Source organism: Comamonas testosteroni (genome assembly GCF_000761245.1).
Taxonomy (GTDB): domain Bacteria; phylum Pseudomonadota; class Gammaproteobacteria; order Burkholderiales; family Burkholderiaceae_C; genus Comamonas; species Comamonas testosteroni_C.
In genome coordinates this window covers 128,411-152,467 of record NZ_AWOR01000026.1, presented here as the reverse complement: position 1 = coordinate 152,467, position 24,057 = coordinate 128,411, and the positions used below count along the sequence as shown (strand labels likewise).

26 protein-coding genes and 1 pseudogene are annotated in these 24,057 nt (G+C 58.7%); 8 read left to right on the top strand and 19 right to left on the bottom strand.

Annotated features, from left to right (window positions below; all coding sequences use genetic code 11):
* Positions 1–164: 164 nt before the first annotated feature.
* Positions 165–518, bottom strand: a complete 354-nt coding sequence (locus P353_RS06525) for a hypothetical protein (protein WP_034366949.1) — start codon at positions 516–518, stop codon at positions 165–167.
* Entirely contained in the window at positions 515–943 is a 429-nt protein-coding gene (locus tag P353_RS29820; protein ID WP_080750453.1) for a helix-turn-helix transcriptional regulator, read from the bottom strand. The genes P353_RS06525 and P353_RS29820 overlap by 4 nt, the downstream gene beginning before the upstream one ends.
* Positions 944–963: 20 nt before the next feature.
* Here P353_RS29820 and P353_RS06520 point away from each other — a divergent pair.
* Positions 964–1,795, top strand: a pseudogene (locus P353_RS06520) (IS3 family transposase); the annotation flags it as partial.
* 246 nt (positions 1,796–2,041) lie between these two features.
* On the opposite strand, the gene P353_RS29030 reads toward P353_RS06520, so the two are convergent.
* From P353_RS29030 to guaB, 7 genes are all read right to left on the bottom strand, one after another.
* Positions 2,042–2,857 (bottom strand): hypothetical protein, encoded by an 816-nt coding sequence (locus P353_RS29030; protein ID WP_157839522.1) that lies wholly within the window; start codon positions 2,855–2,857, stop codon positions 2,042–2,044.
* A gap of 19 nt (positions 2,858–2,876) precedes the next feature.
* Positions 2,877–4,208 (bottom strand): tyrosine-type recombinase/integrase, encoded by a 1,332-nt coding sequence (locus P353_RS06515; protein ID WP_034366947.1) that lies wholly within the window; start codon positions 4,206–4,208, stop codon positions 2,877–2,879.
* Positions 4,209–4,418: 210 nt separating this feature from the next.
* The gene (gene guaA, locus P353_RS06510; RefSeq protein ID WP_034367068.1) at positions 4,419–6,035 is read right to left on the bottom strand and encodes a glutamine-hydrolyzing GMP synthase; all 1,617 of its coding nucleotides are present in this window, start codon (positions 6,033–6,035) and stop codon (positions 4,419–4,421) included.
* Between the two features lie 33 nt (positions 6,036–6,068).
* The gene (locus P353_RS06505; protein WP_034366944.1) at positions 6,069–6,509 is read right to left on the bottom strand and encodes a type II toxin-antitoxin system VapC family toxin; all 441 of its coding nucleotides are present in this window, start codon (positions 6,507–6,509) and stop codon (positions 6,069–6,071) included.
* Positions 6,506–6,778, bottom strand: a complete 273-nt coding sequence (locus tag P353_RS06500; RefSeq protein WP_034366942.1) for a type II toxin-antitoxin system Phd/YefM family antitoxin — start codon at positions 6,776–6,778, stop codon at positions 6,506–6,508. The genes P353_RS06505 and P353_RS06500 overlap by 4 nt, the downstream gene beginning before the upstream one ends.
* Before the next feature lie 307 nt (positions 6,779–7,085).
* Positions 7,086–7,538 (bottom strand): DIP1984 family protein, encoded by a 453-nt coding sequence (locus tag P353_RS06495; RefSeq protein ID WP_034366940.1) that lies wholly within the window; start codon positions 7,536–7,538, stop codon positions 7,086–7,088.
* A 67-nt stretch (positions 7,539–7,605) separates the two neighbouring features.
* A complete protein-coding gene (gene guaB, locus P353_RS06490; RefSeq protein ID WP_034367065.1) occupies positions 7,606–9,081 on the bottom strand; it encodes an IMP dehydrogenase in 1,476 nt (491 codons plus the stop codon).
* 97 nt (positions 9,082–9,178) lie between these two features.
* Here guaB and P353_RS06485 point away from each other — a divergent pair, with 97 nt between their 5' ends.
* Positions 9,179–9,682: a DUF4124 domain-containing protein gene (locus tag P353_RS06485; RefSeq protein ID WP_034366938.1), complete on the top strand. Its 504-nt coding sequence runs from the start codon at positions 9,179–9,181 to the stop codon at positions 9,680–9,682.
* 109 nt (positions 9,683–9,791) lie between these two features.
* Here P353_RS06485 and P353_RS06480 read toward each other — a convergent pair whose 3' ends face one another.
* Positions 9,792–10,154: an RnfH family protein gene (locus tag P353_RS06480; protein WP_034366935.1), complete on the bottom strand. Its 363-nt coding sequence runs from the start codon at positions 10,152–10,154 to the stop codon at positions 9,792–9,794.
* Positions 10,147–10,599, bottom strand: a complete 453-nt coding sequence (locus tag P353_RS06475) for a type II toxin-antitoxin system RatA family toxin (RefSeq protein WP_034366931.1) — start codon at positions 10,597–10,599, stop codon at positions 10,147–10,149. Before P353_RS06475 ends, P353_RS06480 begins: the two co-directional genes overlap by 8 nt.
* 159 nt (positions 10,600–10,758) lie before the next feature.
* Between P353_RS06475 and smpB the strand changes: the two genes are divergently transcribed.
* Complete coding sequence (gene smpB / locus P353_RS06470; protein WP_003054725.1) at positions 10,759–11,232, top strand: SsrA-binding protein SmpB; 474 nt, start codon at positions 10,759–10,761, stop codon at positions 11,230–11,232.
* A gap of 103 nt (positions 11,233–11,335) precedes the next feature.
* The gene (locus P353_RS06465; RefSeq protein WP_034366928.1) at positions 11,336–11,734 is read left to right on the top strand and encodes a DUF4259 domain-containing protein; all 399 of its coding nucleotides are present in this window, start codon (positions 11,336–11,338) and stop codon (positions 11,732–11,734) included.
* Positions 11,735–11,786: 52 nt separating this feature from the next.
* Here P353_RS06465 and P353_RS06460 read toward each other — a convergent pair whose 3' ends face one another.
* Positions 11,787–12,080 carry a hypothetical protein gene (locus P353_RS06460; RefSeq protein WP_003064870.1) on the bottom strand — a complete coding sequence of 98 codons (294 nt, stop codon included), beginning with the start codon at positions 12,078–12,080 and terminating at the stop codon, positions 11,787–11,789.
* Between the two features lie 210 nt (positions 12,081–12,290).
* Here P353_RS06460 and alaS point away from each other — a divergent pair, with 210 nt between their 5' ends.
* Positions 12,291–14,915, top strand: coding sequence for an alanine--tRNA ligase (alaS, locus tag P353_RS06455; protein WP_034366926.1), 2,625 nt, complete (start codon positions 12,291–12,293; stop codon positions 14,913–14,915).
* Positions 14,916–15,176: 261 nt separating this feature from the next.
* Here alaS and trmB read toward each other — a convergent pair whose 3' ends face one another.
* The 4 genes from trmB to P353_RS06435 form a co-directional block, all read right to left on the bottom strand.
* A complete protein-coding gene (gene trmB, locus P353_RS06450) occupies positions 15,177–15,911 on the bottom strand; it encodes a tRNA (guanosine(46)-N7)-methyltransferase TrmB (protein WP_003074922.1) in 735 nt (244 codons plus the stop codon).
* A gap of 29 nt (positions 15,912–15,940) precedes the next feature.
* A complete protein-coding gene (gluQRS, locus tag P353_RS06445; protein WP_034366923.1) occupies positions 15,941–16,999 on the bottom strand; it encodes a tRNA glutamyl-Q(34) synthetase GluQRS in 1,059 nt (352 codons plus the stop codon).
* A 41-nt stretch (positions 17,000–17,040) separates the two neighbouring features.
* A complete protein-coding gene (locus P353_RS06440; RefSeq protein WP_034366920.1) occupies positions 17,041–18,156 on the bottom strand; it encodes an NAD(P)/FAD-dependent oxidoreductase in 1,116 nt (371 codons plus the stop codon).
* A 134-nt stretch (positions 18,157–18,290) separates the two neighbouring features.
* Positions 18,291–19,229 carry a LysR family transcriptional regulator gene (locus P353_RS06435; RefSeq protein WP_034366916.1) on the bottom strand — a complete coding sequence of 313 codons (939 nt, stop codon included), beginning with the start codon at positions 19,227–19,229 and terminating at the stop codon, positions 18,291–18,293.
* A gap of 121 nt (positions 19,230–19,350) precedes the next feature.
* Here P353_RS06435 and P353_RS06430 point away from each other — a divergent pair, with 121 nt between their 5' ends.
* The 3 genes from P353_RS06430 to P353_RS06420 all read left to right on the top strand — a co-directional run bounded on the left by P353_RS06430 (position 19,351) and on the right by P353_RS06420 (position 21,276).
* Positions 19,351–20,052 carry a pirin family protein gene (locus P353_RS06430; protein ID WP_034366913.1) on the top strand — a complete coding sequence of 234 codons (702 nt, stop codon included), beginning with the start codon at positions 19,351–19,353 and terminating at the stop codon, positions 20,050–20,052.
* A 69-nt stretch (positions 20,053–20,121) separates the two neighbouring features.
* Positions 20,122–20,529, top strand: coding sequence for a DoxX family protein (locus P353_RS06425; RefSeq protein ID WP_034366911.1), 408 nt, complete (start codon positions 20,122–20,124; stop codon positions 20,527–20,529).
* A 192-nt stretch (positions 20,530–20,721) separates the two neighbouring features.
* Entirely contained in the window at positions 20,722–21,276 is a 555-nt protein-coding gene (locus P353_RS06420) for a flavodoxin family protein (protein WP_034366907.1), read from the top strand.
* Between the two features lie 297 nt (positions 21,277–21,573).
* On the opposite strand, the gene P353_RS06415 is transcribed toward P353_RS06420, so the two are convergent.
* The 3 genes from P353_RS06415 to P353_RS06405 are packed head-to-tail and all read right to left on the bottom strand — an operon-like array spanning position 21,574 to position 24,049.
* Positions 21,574–22,347 carry a sulfurtransferase gene (locus tag P353_RS06415; RefSeq protein ID WP_034367062.1) on the bottom strand — a complete coding sequence of 258 codons (774 nt, stop codon included), beginning with the start codon at positions 22,345–22,347 and terminating at the stop codon, positions 21,574–21,576.
* A gap of 51 nt (positions 22,348–22,398) precedes the next feature.
* A complete protein-coding gene (locus P353_RS06410; RefSeq protein WP_052084752.1) occupies positions 22,399–23,250 on the bottom strand; it encodes a MinD/ParA family protein in 852 nt (283 codons plus the stop codon).
* A 4-nt stretch (positions 23,251–23,254) separates the two neighbouring features.
* Positions 23,255–24,049 (bottom strand): GGDEF domain-containing protein, encoded by a 795-nt coding sequence (locus P353_RS06405; RefSeq protein WP_052084751.1) that lies wholly within the window; start codon positions 24,047–24,049, stop codon positions 23,255–23,257.
* Positions 24,050–24,057 lie beyond the last annotated feature (8 nt).

The following is a 24,057-nucleotide window of genomic DNA, read 5'->3' as shown; positions in this document are numbered from 1 at the left end:
ACAAGTGAAAAACAGCGTATTTGCCAAGCTAATAAGGTGTTTGCAGCTTCACCAACAGTGTTGCGGATTTCGTCTAAATCTTGCGGTTACAACAGTCGAAAATTAGCGATGAAAGTGCAGGTCGAAAGCATTTTCATCGCTATCGCCTGCCTCACATTCCTGCTTTAGGATTTGCTCTTCTCCAAGCACAGTGCGAAGTTACCAGTAATCAACATAGGTTGACCAGTTTCGGAACAAATCATCTTGTAAAGATCTTGATTGCCATTCAAATTGAAACCTGGGCTTACTTCCAGCAAGAACTTTTCCATTTTTTTCTTGCCTTGATAGTCAATCATCTCTTTCAAAACATAGATTGCACCATCAACCAAAAACTTTGTTTCAAAAGCCTTAACACGGAATTGTCCAGATCGATCGATGCCACAGAACTGAAAGCACTTTTTATCATCTCCCTTCACAGAACTTATGGCTTGCATAGAAAAAAATGTTTCTGTGTTGCTTGTCAGAGATTTGTTCTTCATGCTTTTTCTCCATTGCGTTGAGCAATGCATTTTTCGACATACGCGGAAATATCGCTAGCTGGCCAGCCTTTTAGGCGAGGGCCCATAGGAACACCGCCAGGAATTATTCCATCCTTTATGCGTTTGTAGAATGTGCTATTTGACAAACCAATAATACGAAGTACTTCATTTTTGCGCAGCAGGATTTCGCAGTTATTGCTTAATTGCATGTTCTCAGTACACTTTTTCATTCCGTTTTCCATCAAATGCAGTGTTAAAAGAATTTCGACGGAGGCGAGGCGTCCCTGCTTGAATCCATCTATATCGCGATGGATATAACTATGTCTGTGAATTGATTTTTTTAGAAAAACTTTCAAGCTTTTTAGAAAATTTCCAAAAAAAACATGAAAGTTTCCGAAAACAGGAGTCCACTTTCCAGCTCTCATTCAGAAACGGAGGCGCTCGCAAAAAAGTGGTGAAGCCATCTCGCCGACGCGAGATGGCTCAACAAGCAGTACAGCAGCGTGGCCTGTCTATCAAGATAGCTTGCCAAGTCTTCCAGGTCAGCCAAGCCTGCTACCGCTATGTGGTCCGCCGTGAGCGAAGATGATGAGATCGCCCAGTGGCTGCTGCGCTTGACCGATAACAACCGTAACTAGGGCTTTGGGCTTTGCTTTTTGTACATACGCAACGTGCGTGGCTTTACCTGGAACCACAAGCGCGTCTATCGCATCTACCGGGAATTGGAGCTGAACCTGCGCATCAAGCCCCGCAAGCGCTTGGTGCGCGAGAAGCCTGAGCCGCTCACGGTGCCAGAGCGCTGCAACGAAGTCTGGTCGATGGACTTCATGCATGACCAGTTGGAAGATGACCGCAGCATACGGCTGCTCAACGTGATCGATGACTTCAATCGTGAGGCACTGGGCATTGAGGTGGACTTCTCACTGCCTGCGCATCGTGTAATTCGAGTCCTGGGTCAGATCATGGCTTGGCGTGGAAAGCCACAGGCGATACGTTGCGACAACGGGCCGTAATACATCAGCGCTACGCTGCTGCACTGGGCCAGCGGGCAAGGAATTCGCATCGAACACATCCAGCCTGGCAAGCCCCAGCAGAATGCCTATGTGGAGCGTTTCAACAGAACGGTCCGCTACGAATGGCTGTCACAGTATTATTGGTCCGACCTTGACGAGGTTCGGGAGTACGCCACGCAGTGGATGTGGCGCTACAACCATGAACGCCCAAACATGGCATTGGGCGGCATCACCCCCAAACAGCGGCTGGCCATGGCCGCATAGCTCTACTTCTCAGAGCGGTGGTTTACGGGGGAATTACCAAATCTTCTATCAAATTCAATTGATGTAATTGACTGGATGAATATGGTTCTTTATCTTGGCTAGTTGGCAAAATATATGATAGCAAGAAAATTCCGCACTAGTCTCAAGAAATTTCTGATAATTTATTATTAAGAAAAGCAATTATTGTTTAATATTAAATAATAATTGCTTTTGTGGATATGGTTTTTAAATTATGCAGTGAAATATTTATAAGATAATTTTTCTCTTTAAATGATTTTTTGCTATTTTATCCATTTCGCCAATTTCTTTTGCATTTTTATCTTTGGAGAATCCATATATTATTTTTATATTGTTTTCGTTTGCCATACTAGCAATTATTTTCTCAACCGCATCACCTAGTTCTTGATTTGAAACACTAGATCTTTTAAATATATTTTTACGAAAATCAATAAACTCTTCTGGGCGGGAAATAAACATGCGAATTATTTCTACTAGTGCTGCATATCTTACCCTTGTATTCAAATCACCAGAACTTAAATCATCTTCATCATCAAAACTGTTAATATAATTTCCATCTATAGTTCTTATCAATCTGGGAGGTGATATTTTTTCCTGAAATTCTTTGCAATGCTCCCATTTGCACTCCACGGCAATTTTCGCAACACCAGGCAATGAGACAAGTTTATCTGAGGGATTCCCCAATAAATTCTTGATCGGTTTTATTATTGATCGTGTACTAGCCCGTCGCTTCAATACATTGAAACGTCTCAAGTATTCTTTGTGTAAATCTTGAAAACGCTGTAGTTTATATTTGTTTAAACGTGAAGGATGCAGCTTCAAGGACAACATTGCTGCTTGCCAATACTCAGCGTTACGCCCTTCGCGCCACATCTTCCATTGTGATTCAGTTAATCGCAAGCTCTCCAATTGAGTTGGCGTAGCTTTATCAGCATCAGCATCAGCATCAGCATCAGCATCAGCATCAGCATCAGCATTGAAATTATTTTCCATCATCTCACTATCAAGAGTGGAGGGGATGATTTTGATATAAGTTTCATTCATGAGGCAAAATTAATTGGCATTAATTAAAAACTTCAACAATGTTTAGCAGGGTTATTTTTGCATTTTTTACCACTTGCCCCACATCGCCTGAGTTAACACAGCAGTTCAATATGTCAGCCCATGCCTGTAGCATCACTTTTCTTTGAGAAGAGTACTCTGCTTTATTGTAAATACTGCGCACACTATTTTCTTCGTGAGCCAAACATTTTTCAATCCAGTCTCTATTGAAACCATATTCATTTAACAAAGATGATGCTGTCCTTCGTAAGTCATGAACGGTAAAATCATCTAATTCAAATCCATCGTCTTGTGCTTTTCTTACCGCCGCGTCAATAACTCTATTCAAAGTGGCATTGCTTAGCGGAAGGTTAGAGTCGTATCTGCCTGGGTGCAAGTATTTCGATGCAGAAAAGCATGCCTTAAAGCTAACTAATATATCCAAAGCTTGGCTGCTCAAATAAACTACATGCGGTCTTGAGGCTTTCATCCGCTCCTTTGGAATCGTCCAGGTTCCGTTTTCAAAGTCGACCTCATCCCAAGTCGCATTCAAAAACTCCCCCTTTCTCACCATTGTTAAAAGAAGAAACTTGATCGCTAATCGCAGGGTCGGTGTAGTCCCGATCTTTTCTAGACTTTCAAAAAATATCTTTATCTCACTTGGGCTGAGTGCACGATCCCGAGGTTTAAAGCTTGCGATATCACTTGGCCTGATATCAGCTGCAGGATTTTTGAGCTGAAGGTTTTTGTCTTTGGATAGTGCAAAGCGGTAGACAAGCAAAACAATTTCGCGAACTTGTACTGCGGGCGCTGGAGCACCATTCTTTTTAATTTTTTCACACAACTGCATCAGCAATGCAGGAGTGATTTCGTCCAGCTTCAGTTTCCCAAAAGCAGGGACCAGATGCCGCGTGTATACCGAGCGACGCATAGCCAGGGTGGAGTCCGCGAGCTTCGCCCCATTGTTTGGGTCTGCCTTGTCTTCAAAGTAGCGTTCAGCCCAAGAGCCAAAAGTCAAAGCATTTGCAGCTTCCAGCTTGATAACCGCCTTAGTTTTCGCAGGTGATTGCCCCCGTTCGACATACCGTCGCGCTACCGTCAGCAGCGACCTTGCTTCAGCTAACGATACCGTCATGCCAAATTCAAGCTGCTCTGGGCTTCTCGGGTGTTTAGCACCTGCAGCTCCGTCGTACTTACCAATGGTGAGGGTTTCGCGCCTACCGTTGAGGCGATAGTCATAGCGAAATGACTTGGTGCCAGCGGTTGTCACCATGACATACATGCCATCGCGATCCGTGACTTTGTAGGCTTTTTCTTGAGGGCGCAGTCTGCGCAGTTCGGTGTCAGTGATCATTTCAGGGTGGGCTTTCGTTGATACCGTCACTAGGGGTGTCGGTATGGGAAAGCAACGTTCCGAAATGTTACAGCTTTACCGTCAGGTATACCGCATGAATTTGCGGCTTGTGTGGCATGTTGTGGGTTGTCGCTGGACGGGCAACCCACGATTCTTTCAATAGAATCAATAGCTTCCAGAACGTTGCCATACGTTGCTGGAAACTTTAAATTATTCCCACTCGATGGTTGCTGGTGGCTTGGTGCTCACGTCATAGGTGACGCGGTTGATGCCGCGCACTTCGTTGATGATGCGGCCGGAGACGTTCTTGAGCAGGCCGTAGGGCAGCTCGGCCCAGTCGGCAGTCATGAAGTCGCTGGTGACCACGGCGCGCAGGGCCACGACATAGTCGTAGGTGCGGCCGTCGCCCATCACGCCCACGCTCTTGACGGGCAGGAATACGGTAAAGGCCTGGCTGGTCAGGTCGTACCAGCTCTTGCCGGTTTTTTCGTCGATCCAGTTGTTCAGCTCTTCGATGAAGATGGCATCTGCGCGGCGCAGCAGGTCGGCATATTCCTTCTTCACTTCGCCCAGAATGCGCACGCCCAGGCCGGGGCCGGGGAAGGGGTGGCGGTAGACCATGCCGCGGGGCAGGCCCAGGGCCACGCCCAGTTCGCGCACTTCGTCCTTGAACAGGTCGCGCAGGGGCTCCAGCAGCTTCAGGCCCAGTTGTTCGGGCAGGCCGCCGACGTTGTGGTGGCTCTTGATGGTGACGGCCTTCTTGCTCTTGGCGCCGCCGGACTCGATCACGTCGGGGTAGATGGTGCCCTGGGCCAGGAAGGTGGCGCCCTTGGAGCCGGCGTTGGCAGCCTTGAGCTTTTCGGCTTCGGCCTTGAAGACGTCCACGAACAGACGGCCGATGATCTTGCGCTTTTGCTCGGGCTCGGACACGCCGGCCAGCTCGCCCAGGAACAAGTCGGAAGCATCGACGCGCACGACCTTGGCGTGCAGCTTGCCTTCGAACATGTCCATGACCATATCGCCTTCGTTCAGGCGCAGCAGGCCGTGATCGACGAACACGCAGGTCAGCTGGTCGCCGATGGCGCGGTGGATCAGGGCTGCAGCCACGGAGGAGTCCACGCCGCCGGACAGGCCCAGGATCACTTCTTCGTCGCCCACCTGCTCGCGGATCTTGGCCACGGCTTCTTCGATGTAGTCGCCCATGATCCAGTCAGCTTGCGTGCCGCAGATGTCGAGCACAAAGCGGTTGAGCAGTGCCTGGCCCTGCACGGTGTGCGTGACTTCGGGGTGGAACTGCACGGCGTAGTAGCGACGTGCCTCGTCGGCCATGCCGGCGATGGGGCAGGAGGGTGTGGAGGCCATGACCTTGAAGCCCGCAGGCAGCTCGGTGACCTTGTCGCCGTGGCTCATCCAGACCTTGAGCATGCCGTGGCCTTCGGCCGTGGCGAAGTCTTCGATGCCTTCCAGCAGCTTTGTGTGGCCATGGGCGCGCACTTCGGCGTAACCGAATTCACGGGTGTTGGAGCCTTCGACCTTGCCGCCCAGTTGGGTGGCCATGGTCTGCATGCCGTAGCAAATGCCCAGCACGGGCAGGTTCAGCTCGAACACGGCGTCGGGAGCGCGGTCGTCCACTTCGTAGACGGAGGCATGGCTGCCCGACAGGATGATGCCCTTGAGCTTGCCGTCGGCGGCAAACTCGCGCACCCAGTCGCTGCTCACATCGCAGGGGTGGACTTCGCAGTAGACATTGGCTTCGCGCACGCGGCGAGCAATCAGCTGCGTGACCTGGGAGCCGAAGTCCAGAATAAGAATCTTGTCGTGTTGCATGGTGATCAAGGGCAAGAGGGTGGCAAAAAGGGATTAGAAATCTTCGGGAGCCCAGACGGTGACGCCGCTTTTGCGGGCGGCCGCAATCTGGGCTGCATCGAATGTGGCCAGCGGCAGGCGCAGCGATTGCGCCAGCCACAGGTATGCGGCATCGTAGGTGGGCAGGCCGGTGTCCAGCGCCACATCCAGCACCGCCTTGTGCTGTGCGGGAGCCAGGTCGTGCAGCTCCACCCGGTGACGAATGGCTTCCAGCACGCCCCACAGGCCTTCGACCGAGGTCTGCGGGATACGGCCATTATTCACGCCCGATGCAATCAGGTTGCCGCATTCCCACTGCCACAGGTTGGGGGCTTGCGGGTCCACTTCATCGCGGCGGATACGGGTGTAGAGGCGTCTGGTGTGCTCGCTGGCGTTGTCAGGCAGCAACCAGGCGGCGGTGACGGATGCATCGAGCACAAAAGCGGTGGCGCTCATGCCTGGCTCCGTCCTGTGTGGCGCAGGCCAGTGATGCTGTTCGCTGCGGTGTTGGTGGCTGCTTGAGCTTTCACTGTCTGCTGCAGGGCCGAAATCTGCTCCAGCTCACGGGCAATCTGTTCATCGGTGATCACGGGCTTGCGGCGCATGGGCAGCATGCGCACCACCTCTTTGCCATGACGCGTGATGCGAACTTCTTCGCCTTGTTCGACCATCTCGACCAGGGCGGAAAAGCGGGTTTTGGCTTCGTAGATACCGACGCAGTGCATGGAGGGTGAAAACAGAAAACGGATCTGATCAATGAATCAGACCCGATTTTAACATTCTGGTCAGAATGTGGTGAATTCTGACCAGAAACCAAAGGACATAGTGGCGAGAGAGGAGAGCGCTGCGTCAGTGCAAGGTAGTGCAGAGTACGTTCTCAAAAGTACGTAGTGACAGGTGATGGGCTTCGTTGTAAGTGTGTTGTGACACTGTGCGCTGCCCGCCGCGCTGCCAAGTAAGCCCCAGTATGTTTTCAACCCCCCGTTGCTCATTGGGGTCTTTGCACTCGCCCGCAGCGCTCAAAAAACTGCTTTAAATGTCGATTTGCCAGTTGGTCGCCTGAACCGCGACATTGACTTCACGAATCTTGCGCGAAAGATCATCGGCCTGTTTTTGCAGGCTGGCTACCTGAATCTGCGGCACCCATTTGATCTCACGCTGGCTGTAGCGATCCACATCCTTGTTGGTGGCGCTGATGGTGCTGATCAGCAGCGAATGCTGTGCAATCAGCGTGTCGCGCAGCGCCAGTACATCGGCAAGCAGGCGGCCATCGGGCAGCTTGGCGCTTTCGTTGGCGGCGTTGATGCGGCGCACCAACGATTGCTGCTCCTGCAGGGCAGAGCAGGCTTCGGCCAGCAGGTCTTCGACCTTTTCCTTGGGCGTTTCGCCTTCCTGCAGCAGGGCATTGCGGCCAATGCGTTCGCGCAGCGAGGCCAGCTTTTTCTTCAGATCGGCTCTGAGCAGCAGTGCTTCGGCAAGTTTCATGAAGACTCCTGAAATGAAAAAAGCAGGGCAGGCAATGCCCGTCCTGCTTTTGAGACTAGCGGGTCAATCAGTCAGCGCGGTAGTTGGGCGCTTCCTTGGTGATCTGCACGTCATGCACGTGAGATTCACGGATGCCGGCTGCGGTGATTTCCACAAACTCGGCCTTCTCGTTCATCTCGGAGATAGTGGCGCAACCGCAGTAGCCCATGGAGGCACGCACGCCGCCAGCCATCTGATAGACGATGGAGACCATGGAGCCCTTGTAGGGGACGCGGCCTTCGATGCCTTCGGGAACCAGCTTGTCGGCATTGGGGTTGCCGGTGGACGATTCCTGGAAGTAGCGGTCGGCCGAGCCTTGCTGCATGGCACCGATGGAGCCCATGCCGCGGTAGCTCTTGTACGAGCGGCCCTGGTACAGAATCACTTCGCCAGGAGCTTCTTCGGTGCCGGCAAACATGCCGCCCATCATGATGGTGGAGGCACCTGCGGCCAGAGCCTTGGAGATATCGCCGGAGAAGCGGATGCCGCCGTCGCCGATCAGGGGCACGCCCGTGCCCTTGAGGGCGTCGGCCACATTGGAGATGGCCATGATCTGGGGCACGCCAACACCAGCCACGATACGGGTGGTGCAGATGGAGCCGGGGCCGATACCGACCTTGACCGCGTCAGCGCCGGCTTCCACCAGAGCCAGGGCGGCAGCGCCGGTGGCAATATTGCCGCCGATGACGTCCACCTTGGGGTAGTTCTGCTTGACCCAGCGCACGCGATCGATCACGCCCTTGGAGTGGCCGTGAGCCGTGTCCACCACGATTGCGTCCACACCGGCCTTGACCAGCAGTTCCACGCGCTCTTCGGTGCCAGCGCCCACGCCGACAGCGGCAGCCACGCGAAGGCGGCCCGATGCGTCACGTGCGGCATTGGGGAAGGTGGTTTGCTTGGTGATGTCCTTGACGGTGATCAGGCCCTTGAGTTCAAAGGCGTCGTTGACCACCAGGATTCGTTCGAGCTTGTGCTTGTTCAGCAGTGCCTTGGCTTCGGCGGGGCTGGTGCCGTCTTTTTCATTGACGGTGATCAGCTTTTCGCGGGGCGTCATGATCTGGCTGACCTTGACGTCGTAGCGGGTCTCGAAGCGCAGATCGCGGCTGGTCACGATGCCGACCACCTTGCCGCCGTCGCACACGGGAAAGCCCGAAATGCCGCGTTCTTCCGACAACTGCAGCACTTGCAGCACGGTGTGTTCGGGGGTGATGACCACAGGGTCGTGGACCACACCGGATTCGTGGCGCTTGACCTTGGACACTTCAGCGGCTTGCTGCTCGGCTGTCATGTTCTTGTGGATCACGCCGATACCGCCTTCTTGCGCAATGGCGATGGCCAGACGCGCTTCTGTCACCGTGTCCATGGCGGCAGACACCAGGGGCAGGTTCAGGCGGATATTGCGAGTGAATTGGGTGGCGAGAGAAACGTCCTTGGGCAGGACTTCGGAGTAGGCGGGAACGAGCAGGACGTCGTCAAAGGTCAGTGCTTTTCCGAGAAGGCGCATGTGATGGCTCCAAAAGAAAGATTGTACCTGCGACTTGCCGCACAATGTGGGCTCGCGACCCAGAATCCCCAACGCCAGTCCAAGACTTATTGACTCCATGCACGCCATCAAGTTCGCTTTGTTTGCAGCCATTGCCTGCTGCACGGTCCCCGCAATTGCCCAGTGGCAATGGATTGACGGTCAGGGGCGCAAGGTGTTCAGCGACAGGGCTCCGCCGGCCGATATCCCCGCCAAGAATATTTTGAGCAGCCCCGGCGGTGCCAGGCCCGCAGCACCTTCGGCGGTGCCGGAGGTCAGCGCGGCCAAGCCCGTGGCGCAAGTTGGTGTGGACAAAGGCCTGGAAGAGCAAAAGCGCAAGCAGCAGGAGCAGGAAGCTGCCAAGGCCCAGGCCGACAGACTGCAAAAGGAAAAGCAGCGCCAGGACAACTGCAATCGTGCCAGGCAGGCCAAGGCAACCCTGGCGTCGGGCCGCTTGCTCTCTCATGTGGATGCCAAGGGCGAGCGTGGCTTCATGGATGAGGCCGCACGCGATGCCGAGATCAAGCGCGCCGATGGCGTGATCGCTTCCGATTGCGGACCTATGGCAGAGCCGGCGCAATAGGCGCGGGGGTCTTCGCAGGGATCTTCGCCGGAAACTTCGCCGAGCTCTTCGCCGGGATCTCGATAAAAAAAAGCGCCTGCTGAAGGCGCTTTTTTTGAGTCCTGTTGGGCTAATAACCCGCCTTGGCTCCGTCTCTTTGGCGTTTGAACAGTCCGGCGCTGCGCGCGCCCTGGCGGGCAAAGCGTTCGCGTCGGGCGACCTTGGGGTCTACGGTCAGCGGTCGATAGACCTCCAGGCGATCGCCATGCTTGAGCGCCTGGCCCGGATTCGCGACCTTGCCCCAGATTCCGACCATGCCGGCCGAGGCTTCGGGCAGTTGCACATCCGGCAAGGCTGTTGATGCGGTCACGGCGTGCAGCGCCTGCTGAACGGTGCTGCCTGCGGGAAGCTGCAGCAAGGCCTCCTGCACGGTGCCGGGGCAAGGCGAGATGCACACCGTGATGTCGATCAGCTGCGGCAGAGCATCAGCCATAGATCTGCTCGGCTCGCTTGATGAAGGCGTCGACCATGGAGCCAGCGATGCGGTCGAAGACCGGGCCGATGATGGCGGCGACGGCACCGTTGTCGAAGCCATAGTCCAGCTGCAGCTCGACCTTGCAGGCGCGCTGCGTGCCGTCGCCTACAGGATGAAAGCGCCAGTGGCCTTCAAGACGCGAGAAAGGTCCCTTGACCAGACGCATGCTGACCTGCTTGCCGCCGTTATCCATGCTACTGTTCGTGTTGCGCGTCACGAAAGACTTGCGCAGTCCGCTGAACGCAATACCCACCTCGGCTGTCATACCTGTGTCGTCCTGCTCCAGAATCTTGGCATGATCGCACCAGGGCAGAAAGTCGGCATAGTGGGCCACGTCCGTCACGAGGGCAAACATTTCTTCGGGGCTGTACCAGATGAGGACGGACTTGTTGACGTTTTTCATGAACAAAGAGCAATCAGCAGGGCGCAAGAGCAGGGAATTGGCCTAGGCCAATGCACCCAGAGGCGCGATGCGAAACTAAAATCATCGCTCAGAGGCGAGACGGCAATCCAGTATTGTAGGGAGAGCTTTCATCTCCGGTCCGCCTGCAACTAATATTCCATGGCCAAGAAACCAGAAACATCGTCGCGCATTGCCGACAATAAAAAAGCAGCTTTCAACTATTTCTTCGAGGAGCGCCACGAAGCCGGCATGGTGCTGCACGGCTGGGAGGTCAAGGCCCTGCGCAGCGGCAAGGTGCAGCTCACCGATGGCTATGTGCTGATCAAGGACGGCGAGCTGTTCCTGCTGGGCTGCCAGATCAACCCGCTCAAGACGGCTTCCACCCACGTCAATCCCGACTCGGCTCGTATCAAGAAGCTGCTCTTGAAAAAGGACGAGATCAAGCGCCTCGTCGGCAAGGTCGAGCAAAAGGGCTATACCCTGGTGCCCATCAATCTGCACTGGAAGAACGGTTACGTGAAATGCGAGATTGCCCTGGCCAAGGGCAAGGCCGAGCATGACAAGCGCGATGTGATCAAGGACCGCGAAGGCAAGCGCGAGGTGGAGCGCGCCATGAAAAATCGCAACCGTTGACCTGCCGCGCCTGGATCGACTGCCCGGACTGACACAGTTCTGACATCAAGGCCCGCTATGTTGGGCCTTGCTTTTCTGATTAACCGCAGCAAGGAGTTGGGTCATGGGCACTTGGTCGCACGGCAATTTCGATAACGACACCGCATTGGACTGGCTGGCCGATATCACGGGCCAGCTCATCGATGAAATTGCCGAGGCCCTGGACTCGCCCGAGGCCTTGCAGGCGGGGGAGACGGAGTCGGATCTGGTGCCTTGCCGCATTGAGCTGCTGTGCGCCATGGCCGAGGGCGGCATGCATCCGCTTTGGCCGGATCTGCAGACGGTGGAGCAATGGAAAGCCACTTATCTGCAGGCCTGGGACCAGAGCATCGACGAGCTGGAGCCCGAGGAGGGCTACAAGCAGGATCGCCGCATCGCGATCATCGAGACCTTCGATCGCATGATTGCGCTGGCTGCAGCAGACGAGGAAGAGGGCGCGGACGAAGACTGGGGCGAAGAATAAGTGCTGCAGTCATGCACGGCGCAGGCTTGTGGCTTGCGCCGCGGCAGCTGCCTTACGGGTTTTCGCCGTAGCGGGTCTTGAAATCGAACTCCAGGCGTTCGCAGTCCTGAGGGGTTTTGAACTCCTGGGTCTTGCGCTCGGCCTCGGGCTTGGCCGTCTGTTTCCAGCAGATCTTGATGGTTTCCGCTTCCGTCCAGCGCTGCTTGCTGAGCGGATCGTCCATGAACTGGCCGATGAGCATGAGCGCGCCAAAGATGATCACGGGCAGGGCGATGAGCCAGACCACCAGGCGGTTTTTGGCAGGGGCAGCGGGTTTGGAGGTCTCGGTTTGGGGTGTGTCGCTCATAGTGGTTGCCGATTATGCGCAAGCCGATGATCAAGACATTAATGCAACGCATGAAAATTCATGATCGCTGTTATCGGCACAAGGCCGCGCGGGTATGTAGCCGCAAACCTATAATGTTCGGCTGATTTGCCTGTCTGCGCAGCTCCTGAAAAAGCAGCGCCGGGCCGTACTGATCGCAGACGTCATGCAGGCGTCTTCATACCAAACACCATGAGTACACCCACTTTTTCCGTTGCGGACATCCGCAAGACGTTCCTGGATTTCTACGCTTCCAAGGGCCACACGGTTGTCGCGTCCAGCTCGCTGGTTCCCGGCAACGATCCGACGCTGATGTTCACCAACTCCGGCATGGTGCAGTTCAAGGACGTGTTCCTGGGCACGGACAAGCGCCCCTACAACCGCGCAACATCGGTGCAGGCCTGCCTGCGCGCCGGCGGCAAGCACAACGACCTGGAAAACGTGGGCTACACCGCGCGCCACCACACGTTCTTCGAAATGCTGGGCAACTGGTCCTTCGGCGACTACTTCAAGAAGGAGTCCATCGAGTGGGGCTGGGAGCTGCTGACCAAGGTCTTCGGCCTGCCCGCCGAGAAGCTGCTGGCCACGGTCTATCACGAAGACGACGAGGCCTATGACATCTGGAAGAACGTCATCGGCCTGCCTGCCGAGCGCATCATCCGCATCGGCGACAACAAGGGCGGCAAGTACAAGAGCGACAACTTCTGGATGATGGCCGACACTGGCCCCTGCGGCCCCTGCTCGGAAATCTTCTACGACCACGGCGAGCACATTGCCGGCGGCCCTCCCGGCAGCCCGGAAGAAGACGGCGACCGCTTCATCGAGATCTGGAACCACGTGTTCATGCAGTTCGACATGAAGGAAGACGGCTCCGTGGTCAAGCTGCCTGCACCTTGCGTGGATACCGGCATGGGTCTGGAGCGCCTGGCAGCCATCTTGCAGCATGTGCACAGCAACTACGAGATCGACCTGTTCCAGGCATTGATCAAGGCTGCCGGCCGCGAAACCCACATCGAAGATCTGAGCACTCCTTCGCTCAAGGTGATTGCCGACCATATCCGCGCGACTTCCTTCCTGGTGTCCGACGGCGTGATTCCTTCCAACGAAGGTCGTGGCTATGTGCAGCGCCGCATCATCCGCCGCGCCATCCGTCACGGCTACAAGCTGGGCCAGAAGACTCCCTTCTTCCACAAGCTGGTGGCCGATCTGGTGGTGCAGATGGGCGATGCCTACCCCAAGCTCAAGGAGCAGGAAGCGCATATCACCAGCGTGCTCAAGGCCGAGGAAGAGCGCTTCTTCGAGACCCTAGCCAACGGCATGGAAATTCTGGACAGCGCGCTGGCCGGTGACGTCAAGGTGCTGCCCGGCGATGTGGCCTTCAAGCTGCACGACACCTACGGCTTCCCGCTGGACCTGTCCAACGACGTGGCGCGCGAGCGCGGTGTGACGGTGGACGAGGCCGGCTTCAACGCCGCCATGCAGCACCAGAAGGAAACTGCCCGCGCAGCCGGCAAGTTCAAGATGGACCGTGCGCTGGAATACACGGGTGACGCCAATGTGTTCACCGGCTACGACAAGCTGGCCGAGGCTGCGAAGATCGTCGCGCTGTACGCCGATGGCGTGAGCGTGAACGAACTCCAGGCCGGCCAAAATGGTGTCGTGGTGCTGGATACGACCCCCTTCTACGCCGAATCCGGCGGCCAGGTCGGCGACCAGGGCGTGATTGTTGCGGGCGGCAACCGCTTTGCCGTGGAAGACACGCTCAAGATCAAGGCCGATGTATTCGGTCACCATGGCGTGCTGGAAGCCGGCAGCCTGAAGGTGGGCGATGCCGTTGAGGCGCAGGTGGATACCGCCGTGCGCGCCGCCACGATGCGCAACCACTCGGTCACCCACATCATGCACAAGGCCTTGCGCGAAGTGCTGGGCGGCCATGTGCAGCAAAAGGGCTCGCTGGTCAATGCCGAGCGCACCCGTTTCGACTTTGCGCACAACGCCCCCGTGACGGCCGAGCAGATCCGCGAGATCGAAGCCCGCGTCAATGCCGAGGTGCTGGCCAACACCGCCACCGATGCGCGCGTGATGGACATCGAGTCGGCCCAGAAGACCGGCGCCATGATGCTGTTCGGCGAGAAGTACGGTGAAACCGTGCGCGTGCTGGATATCGGCACAAGCCGCGAGCTCTGCGGTGGCACTCACGTCAGCCGTACCGGCGACATCGGCCTGTTCAAGGTGGTGGGCGAATCCGGCGTGGCCGCTGGCGTGCGCCGTATCGAAGGCATTACCGGCGAGAACGCGCTGGCCTATCTGCAGTCGCTGGAGTCCACCGTGGACCAGGCCGCAGCCGCTTTCAAGGCCCCTGCGGCCGAGCTGACCAACCGCATCGGCGGTGCGCTGGATCAGATCAAGGCACTGGAAAAGGAAATCGCTGCGCTCAAGGGCAAGCTGGCTTCCAGCCAGGGCGACGAGCTGGTCACGCAGGCTGCCGATGTCAATGGCGTGAAGGTGCTGGCCGCCAAGCTCGAAGGAGCGGACGCCAAGACCTTGCGCGACACCATGGACAAGCTCAAGGACAAGCTGGGTGCTGCCGTGATCGTGCTGGCCGCCGTGGACGGCGACAAGGTGCAGCTGGCTGCTGGCGTGACCAAGGCCGAGACCGCCAAGGTCAAGGCCGGCGAGCTGGTGAACTTTGTGGCCCAGCAAGTGGGCGGCAAGGGCGGTGGCAAGCCCGATATGGCCATGGCCGGCGGCACCGATGCCGCAGCCGTGCCCGCAGCGCTGGCCAGCGTGCAGGCCTGGGCGGCCGAGCGCCTCTGAGCCGAGCGCCTCTGAGCCGAGCGCCTGTAAGGCGAGCGTCAAAAGGCAGTCCAGGCTGCCTTGCCCCAAAACAAAACGCTCCTCAATGAGGAGCGTTTTTTATGGTTTGGAGCGAAACCCTTCCGACTGGCGCTGACCAAAATCCGAGATGCCGAGCAAGAGCCGCCTCGCGGCGAAGGCATCGTCCCCCTTCCATAGCGCGAAGCGCGTAGAGAAAGGGGGCGCCCGGCTAGGGGAAGGCGCAAAGCGCCTCAGGGGGTATTACTTTTTCCTGAACACCAGGTCCCAGACGCCATGACCGAGGCGAATGCCGCGGTTTTCGAATTTGGTCAGCGGGCGGTAGTCGGGCTTTTCGGCGTAGTTCTCGGCCGTGTTCTGCAGCATGGGTTCTGCATTCAGCACTTCCAGAATCTGCACCGCATAGGGTTCCCAGTCGGTGGCGCAGTGGATGTAGCCGCCGGGCTTGATGCGAGCGGCCAGCTTGGCGATCAGCGGGCTCTGGATCAGGCGGCGCTTGTTGTGCTTTTTCTTGTGCCAGGGGTCGGGAAAGAAGATGTGCACGCCGTCGATCGAGGCTTCGGGCAGCATGTTGTCGATGACTTCCACGGCATCGTGCTGCAGGATGCGAATGTTTTCGATCTCCTGCTCGCCAATGCGCTTGAGCAGCGCGCCCACGCCGGGCTCGTGCACTTCGCAGCACAGGAAATTATCGTCGGGGCGCACGCGGGCGATATGGGCGGTGGCTTCACCCATGCCGAAGCCGATCTCCAGAATCAGCTTGCCGTCGCGGCCGTAGGCGGCTGCGGCGTCCAAAGGAGCCTTCTGGTACTGCAGCAGGAAGCGCGGACCCAGTTCTTCAAAAGCCTTGGCCTGGCCCGTGGTGGTGCGGCCGGCGCGGCGCACATAGCTTTTGATGGTCTTGGGATAGGCCACGCCTTCGGGCGCCTGGCCTTGGGATGCTGCGGATGCGTCAGCGGCTGGCACGTTTTCGGCCATATCGGTGGTAGGTGTTGGATTAGAAGAAGTCACGGGGCGATATTGTAGGTTTGCTGCCAGCAGCGGACCCAGAAGTCCAGCGCCAAAGGCAAGGCGCTTGCGGGGCTTTCGTTGGCGCCGCATGGGGCGGCGGGCGCTTGTGGCAGGCCCAGCTGCTGCGCCGCGGCAGACAGCACGGCCAGCGGCTGGCTGACATCCACGGCGGGCGCGCCATGCTGCTTGGAGAGTTTTTCTCCGTTTTCCATGCAGACCAGCGGCGTGTGCAGATAGCGCGGCTGGGCCAGGTCCAGGGCGTGTTGCAGCAGGAGCTGGCGCGGGGTGTTGTCGGCCAGGTCTTCGCCGCGCACCACATCGGTGATGGCTTGCTCGGCATCGTCGACGACCACGGCCAGCTGGTAGGCCCAGAGCCCGTCCGCGCGGCGCAGCACAAAGTCGCCCACGCTGGTGATCAGGTTTTGCTGCTGCGCGCCCAGACGCCGGTCCTGCCAGTGCAGCACGGGGCGCTTGCTTTCGAGGCAAGAGTGCCCAATCGCTATGCTTTGCGTAGCTGCTGGCGCTTTTTGGTAGCGTGTTTCGGGTTGATTCTCTTGTAAGTCATGCACCTGCTGCTCAAGCGCAAAGCGCCAGGCTCTGGCAGGCTTGCCTTGCAGGCCATGACGGCAGGTGCCGGGGTAGGGCCGCTCCACATGGCGCTCGTGAGTCAGTCCCTGTGCCTGCCAGGCGGCTTCGATGTCTTTGCGCGTGCAGCCGCAGGGGTAGGCCATTTTTTGCGCCTGCAGCTGTTGCAGCGCCTTTTCATAGAGTGCATGGCGCTGCGACTGCCAGACCACGGGGGCATCGGAGTGCAGGCCGCAGGCGGCCAGCTGGCGCAGGATTTCCTGGTCGGCGCCAGCCTGGCAGCGTGGCGGATCGATGTCTTCGATGCGAATCAGCCAGCGTCCGTGGTGGGCGCGTGCATCCAGCCAGCTGGCCAGCGCCGCGACCAGAGAGCCGGCATGCAGCGCTCCGGTGGGAGAGGGCGCAAAGCGCCCGATATATGGCCCCGTGGCGGGAGCGCTGGAGGAGGGACGGGAGAGGGCCGCAGTCATGAGGGACGCCATCTTACGCCCCTTGACTGTGCGCAGTTGGCTCAGGCCAGGGCCAGGCCCATCTCCAGACCCGAGACAAAAGCGTCTTCCACCCGCATGCCTATGCACCAGTCTCCGCACAGGCCCAGGCCTGCCGAGGGGTCGTGGCTGAACGGTCTGCCCAGCGGCGCAAGTGTCTGGGCATGCTGCCAGAGGTAGACACTGGCATGGCGCGGCGCAACGCGGATGCCCGTAATCTCGCCGAAGGCCTTTTGCAGCTTGGCAAGCACGCGTGTGGCGTCGTCGTGACGGTGCTCGTTGGACCACAGCGGGTTGGCATGAATCGTCCAGCGCTCGGTCTGGGCGCGGCCGGGCTTGGAGGACTCACGGGCCACCCAGGCAACGCGCTCATGCGTGCTGCGTGCGGCATTCCACTGCGGGCCCAGTGTGGTCAGGCCGGCCTGCGCGGCCATGGGGTAGGACAGCGTCATGGCCCAGCAGGGGGCCATTTCCACGGGGGCCAGGGTCCTGGCCAGGGTTGCCCCCTGCGGCGCTGTCTGCAGCAGTTGCGCGGCCACGGGCGCCGGCACGGCCAGCACCACAGCATCGAAGTCGGCTGCAATTTGCGGGCCGTGGTCCTCGGTATCCAGCATCAGGGACCATTGGTGGCGGCTGTGGTGGCTGCCGCTGGCAATGTGGTGGCTCATGGCGCGCAGCGACTGGCCCAGATGCAGGCGTCCGGCATCCCATAGCGGCGCGGCCCAGGCCAGTGGCAGCGATTGCATGTCGGGCATGCCGACCCAGTGGGTCTCGCGCACCGGCGTGTGCTTGTCGACTCTGCGGCCCTGGGCGTTGCGGGTCTGCACGCTGTTCAGGCTCCAGGCGCGCAGATTGCCGGGCGTGGTGTCCAGCACCTGCTGAAAGCGCGGATCGCGTACGGTAAAGAACTGGGCGCCGATGTCAAAGCTGCCGTAGGGGCCGCTGACCGAGCGCATGCGTCCGCCGGCCTGGGTCAGGCGCTCATAGACATGAACGTCATGCCCGGCCTGCATCAGCGTGCGGGCACAGGCCAGACCTGCAATACCCGCGCCAATGACGGCAATGCGCTTGGCGCCGGTATGCGGGGAAGGGGAGGAAGCGGAGGCAGTTGCGGACGCGCGAGTGCGGGAAGCATTCATGAAAAAGCCTTTTCGACACCGTTTGAGTTCTAGCGTAGCCAGCTATCCAAAAGATAGCAAGTGCTGCTTGTGCTGAATTGTTGCAGCGCAACTCACTCTACACCTCCCGCGTGATGGCCGCGACGCGCAGCAGCTTATTGACGGTGATGGTTTTCCATAAGCGCCTTGCGCGTGGCAGGGCTTTCCAGTTGCGTCAGCCACCATTGAAGGGCGCGCCCAGGCGTGCGGTGGGCGGGGCCCGGCCATGCATAGTGCAGGCGCAGATTGCGACTTGCGCGCTGCACCTGTCTTGTGACCAGCAGGCCGGCATCCAGGTAAGCCTGCACCATGCCGCGAGGCAGAAAGCCGGCGCCAATGCCGCGTATCTGGGCCTCCAGCTTGGCCTGCATGCTGTCCACGGTGAGCACGTCCTGGCCGTTGACCAGGCCAAAGCTGGTGTTGCTGCGCACGCCAGAGTCGGCCACTGCCACCATGCGGTGCTGCAGCAGCAACTCGTCGGACAGCGGCTCATCGAGCCTGGCCAGCGGGTGGTGCGGCGCGACGGCGAAGACGAAATCCATCTCCCCGATTTCGCGCGTCTGCAGCTCGGAGACATTGCTGGTGTTGACCGCCACGCCAATGGCCAGATCGGCATGGCCGCTGGTCAGCACTTCCAGCGTGCCATTGAGAATGCCGTCACGCAGCTTGAGTGTGGTGGGCGGGGTCAGCGCATAAAAGGCTTCGACCAGCTCGAAGATGGGTGTGCGGGCCACGGCCCCGTCGATGACGATGGTCAGCTGCGGCTCCCAGCCCGTGGCCACGCGCTTGACGCGGTGCGCCACGGCGTCGATCTCCTGCAGCAGGCGGGCGCCTTCGCGCAGCAAGGCCTGGCCGGCCTCGGTGGCCTGGGCATGGCGCGAGCTGCGGTCAAACAGCAGCACATCGAGCGCATCTTCGATCTGGCGCACGCGGTAGGTCAGCGCACTGGGCACCAGGCCCAGGGAGCGCGCAGCGGCAGCAAAGCTGCCGGTTTCGGCAATGGCCTGAAGCATGGCCAGGCTGTCGGGGGTGAGCACATCGCGGGAGCTGGGCATGGTGGGATTGATGATTCAAACAGTTTGAATGATGCCATCAACGCCGTTCAGCCACAGCCTGGCAGGCGACTTCTACAGTAGAGCCCATAGAGACAGTCACTTGAACGAAAGGAAGCACACCATGATGACTCTGCGCAAATCCCAGGAACGCGGCTACGCCGACCACGGCTGGCTCAAGTCTTATCACAGCTTTTCGTTTGCCGGTTACTACGACCCGCGCCATATGGGTTTCGGCAATCTGCGCGTGATCAACGAAGACCGGATTGCCCCCGGCACGGGCTTTGGCTCGCACGGCCACCGCGATATGGAAATCATCAGCTATGTGCTCGAGGGTGCTCTCTCGCACAAGGACAGCATGGGCAATGAAACCCCCATCCTGCCTGGAGAGGTGCAGCGCATGAGCGCGGGCTCGGGGGTGGTGCACAGCGAGCAGAACTACGCCAAGGAGCAGACCACGCACTTTCTGCAGATCTGGCTGCTGCCCGCACGCACCGGTATCGAGCCAGGCTATGCCCAAAAGACATTCAGCGAGGCACAAAAGCGTGGACGTCTGTGTCTGGTGGCTTCACCCGACGGTGCCGAGGGCTCGGTTCCCATGAACGCCGATGCACGCTTGTATGCCGGTCTGTTCGACGCCGCAGAGGCTGCCGATGTGGCCCTGCCGGCCGGGCGCAAGACCTATGTGCACCTGGTGCGTGGCGAGCTGGACGTGAATGGACAAAAGCTGACAAGCGGCGACGCCGCACTTATTGAAAATGAGGAGCGCCTGCGCCTTGCCAATGGCCGGGCTGCGGAAGTTCTGGTGTTTGACCTGGAGCCTTGAGCCTGACTGTTTCAAGGCTTGTGCTGATATGAACCAAGGCGGCCCTGGGTCGCAATGAATGGAGTTGAAATGTTGAATCAATTGCGAAATCCTCTGGACCTGTTGGGCCGTGTGCTGATTGCCCTGTTGTTCCTGCCTGCGGGCATTCAGAAAATCAGCGGCTTCGCGGGCACCGTGGGCTATGCAGCGTCGGTGGGCATGCCCATGCCCCAGGTCGCAGTGGCGGTGGGCCTGGTGATCGAGATCGTGGGCGGTCTGGCCATATTGCTGGGCTGGCATACGCGCTGCGCGGCCTTGATCCTGGGATTTTTCACGCTGATTGCCAGCTTCTTCTTCCATAACTTCTGGGGCGTGCCCGCAGAAGCGGCCATGATGCAGCAGCTGCTGTTCTGGAAGAACATCGCTGTGGTCGGCGGTCTGCTTGGCTACGCCGCCCATGGGGCAGGCGCCTGGAGCATGGACGGCCGCAAAGGCTAAGGCAAAGCTTGGGCAGCACAGGCTGAAAGTGCGCAAGCGGTCATGGCTTTGATAAGCTAGTGCGCTTTCGCAAGACAAGGCTCGCCGGGTGTCAATCCGGCGGGCCTTTATTTGGCACAGATGCAGGATGGCGCGGCGGATGGCTGCGCCGATGCAAGCAGGAAAAGCAGAAAAAGCAGGAAAGAAGAAATCATGAGCAATATCGTTGTGGTCTACCACTCCGGCTACGGCCATACCCAGCGCGTGGCGCAATCCGTGGCCCAGGGCGCGGGCGCACAGTTGCTGGCCATCGACGCCGATGGCAATTTGCCCGAAGGTGGCTGGGAGCAACTGGCTGCGGCCGATGCCATCGTCTTCGGCGCACCGACCTATATGGCCGCTCCGAGCTGGCAATTCAAGAAATTTGCCGATACCTCGTCCAAGGCCTGGTTTGCCCAGGCCTGGAAGGACAAGCTGTTTGCCGGCTTTACCAACAGCGCGAGCGTGCAGGGCGACAAGCAGGTCACGCTCGATTATTTCTACCACCTGGCCATGCAGCATGGCGGCGTGTGGGTGGGACTGGGCCTGCTGCCTTCGAACACCAAGGCCGCCCAGCGCAACGATGTGAACTGGATGGGCAGTTTCTGCGGTGCCATGGCACAGTCACCCTCTGACTCATCGGCCGGCGAGATGGCCGCTGGCGATCTGGAAACCGCACGCCAGTTTGGCGAGCGCGTGGCCAGCGCTGCAGCGCGCTGGGCAAGATAAGCAGCATCAATCTGCTATCGAATAAGAAGCGGCTAGCGCTTTTGTATCATGGATTTCAGATGTATTTGTATCTGAAATCGTTTGATGGCAAGCGCTAGCCGCTCCTTTTTTGAGAGTCGCCCAGACAGGACAGCCTAGTCCATTAGATCCATCAGATTAAGCAGCATCAATCTGCTATTGAATAAGAAGCGGCTAGCGCTTTTGTATCATGAATTTCAGATAGATTTGTATCTGAAATCTTTTGATGACAAGCGCTGGCCGCTCCTTTTTTTTTGAGAGTCACCCAGACAGGGCGGCTTAGTCCATCAGATGCTTTTTGATGGGGCGGGGGTGAACCAGCTCGGTGCGCGACAGATCGGTGCCCAGCGAGTCGCGGCCGTCAAAGACAAAGCAGCCGCCGTCGTAGAACTTGCCGTCGGTTTCCTCGAAATATTTGAGGATGCCGCCTTCGAGCTGGTAGACGTTTTCGATGCCTTCATCCTGCATGAGGATGGCGGCCTTTTCGCAGCGGATGCCGCCCGTGCAGTAGCTGACCACGGTCTTGCCGGCAAGTTCATCCTTGTGCTGGCGCAGTGTAGGCGGGAATTCGGTGAACTTGCCCAGGCGCCAGTCGATCGTGCCGGCAAATGCGCCTTCGTCCACTTCGTAGTCGTTGCGCGTGTCCAGCGTCACCACCTCGCGGCCCTCGTCGTCATGGCCTTGCTCCAGCCAGCGGCGCAGCGTGACCGGGCTGACCGATGGCGCACGGCCATGGGCGGGTCGAATGGCGGGATGATCCATGCGGATGATCTCGTTCTTGACCTTGACCAGCATTTTGCGAAAGGGGACGGTTTCGGACCAGCTTTCCTTGGGAGCCAGGTCGGCAAAACGCGGGTCTTGCTTGAGCTGGTCCACAAAGCTGCGAACGGCCTGGGCAGGGCCGGCCAGGAAAAAGTTGATGCCTTCTTCGGCCAGCAGCACCGTGCCCTTGAGGCTCAGGTCATGTGCACGCGCCAGCAGCGTCTGGCGCAACTGGTCGGCGTCGGGCAGGGGCGTGAATTTGTAGCAGGAGATGTTGAGTATGTCGGCCACGTCGATATCCGGGGGGCGGCCGCGCGGCTGCTGCATCGACGGTGATGCAGCTCAGACCGGGGCCGTCAGCTCTGCCTTGATTTTATTGGACAGCTGTGCCACTGCGAGGGATGCGGGTGCTCCGGGCATGGCCTGCAGCAGCAACTGGCGGCGCATCACGGCCTCGCGCACGGCAGAGTCGACCGGAATATCGCCCCAGTGGGTCAGCTGCAGCGGCTGGCCGGACTCGGTGGTCACGAAGCGGTTGAGCACCTGCTGCAGCTGGCCCGTGATGGCGCGGCCATCGCCGGGGCGTTGCGCCTGGTTGATGACCAGGCGGATCTGCTGGCGCTTTTGCTGCAGGGCCAGCACCTTGATGGCGGCGTAGGCATCGGTCAGCGAAGTGGGCTCGGGCGTGGCCACGACCAGCACTTCGGTTGCCAGAGAGACGGAGAACAGCACCACATCCGAGATGCCGGCACCGGTGTCGAGCAGGATGATGTCGTAGCGAGGGCGCAGCAGCTCCACCGTGCGCATGAACTGGGAACGAATCTCGGGGGTGAGGCGCGAGTACTCGATCATGCCCGAGCCTGCCAGCAGCACCGAATAGCCGCCAGGCGTGGTCAGAATGGCATCATCCAGCGTGGAGCGACCTGTGAACACATCGTGCAGCGTGACCTTGGGGTAGAGGTTGAGCACTACATCCAGATTGGCCAGGCCCAGGTCTGCGTCCAATACCAGCACGTTGAAGCCATGACGCGTCAGAGCTGCAGCCAGATTGGCAGAGACGAAAGTCTTGCCGACACCGCCTTTGCCGCTGGTGACGGCAATGATGTGGGCCTGCTTGTTGCGGCCAGGCGCCCGCAGGGCATCTTCCATGGATATATGAGCGGGCAAAGTAGGGTGAGGGGCCAAGGTGTCCATCGTCTCAAGGCGTTATGACCTGGCTTGCGGCGTCGGTGTTTACGTCTGGTGCTGTATTGTCAGAGACATTTTCCTCTAACGAGGAGGCGGGCAAAGGGCTGAAAAGAAGGCTTTTTTCCTCAGCACTCACCGTACTGTCGGGCGGATCTTCCACGCAGACGCGGTTGCGTCCCGCCGATTTGGCCAGGTAGAGCTGGCGATCGGCTCGCTCGGTCCACAGCTGCGCCGTGCTGCGAATCCATTGCTGGGCGTAGACCCCGCCAATACTCACAGTGACCTTGAGCGACTGGCCGGAGGACACTGCGATGGAGTTGCTTTCGATGGCCTGGCGCAGGCGCTCGGCGACCGCACGGCCTTGATGCGCAGGGCACACCGGCAGCACTATGGCGAATTCTTCACCACCGAAGCGCGCCAGGGTGTCCATGGGGCGAATGATTTCGGACAGGGTCTGTGCAACGGACTGCAGCACCATATCGCCAGCAATATGGCCGTGCTCGTCGTTGATCTGCTTGAAGTGGTCGATGTCCAGCATCAGCAGCAGTGCGGTTTCTCCGGAGCGGGCCACGCGGTCGATCTCGCGCTCGATCACGGAGCGAAAATGGCGCCGGTTGGCCAGCCCAGTGAGAGGGTCTCGCAAAGACAGTGCGCACAAGCCATCAATCAGCGCTTGCAGGTAATGGGTGGGCGTGTCAGTGGGCAGACGGTTATCGCTACCGCCCGCGCGAGTCACCAGGTTGTGTGCGGTGGCAAGGCGCAGATCGCGCAAAAACACGGATTGGTGGGGGGCGGATGAGGTCACGACAAACT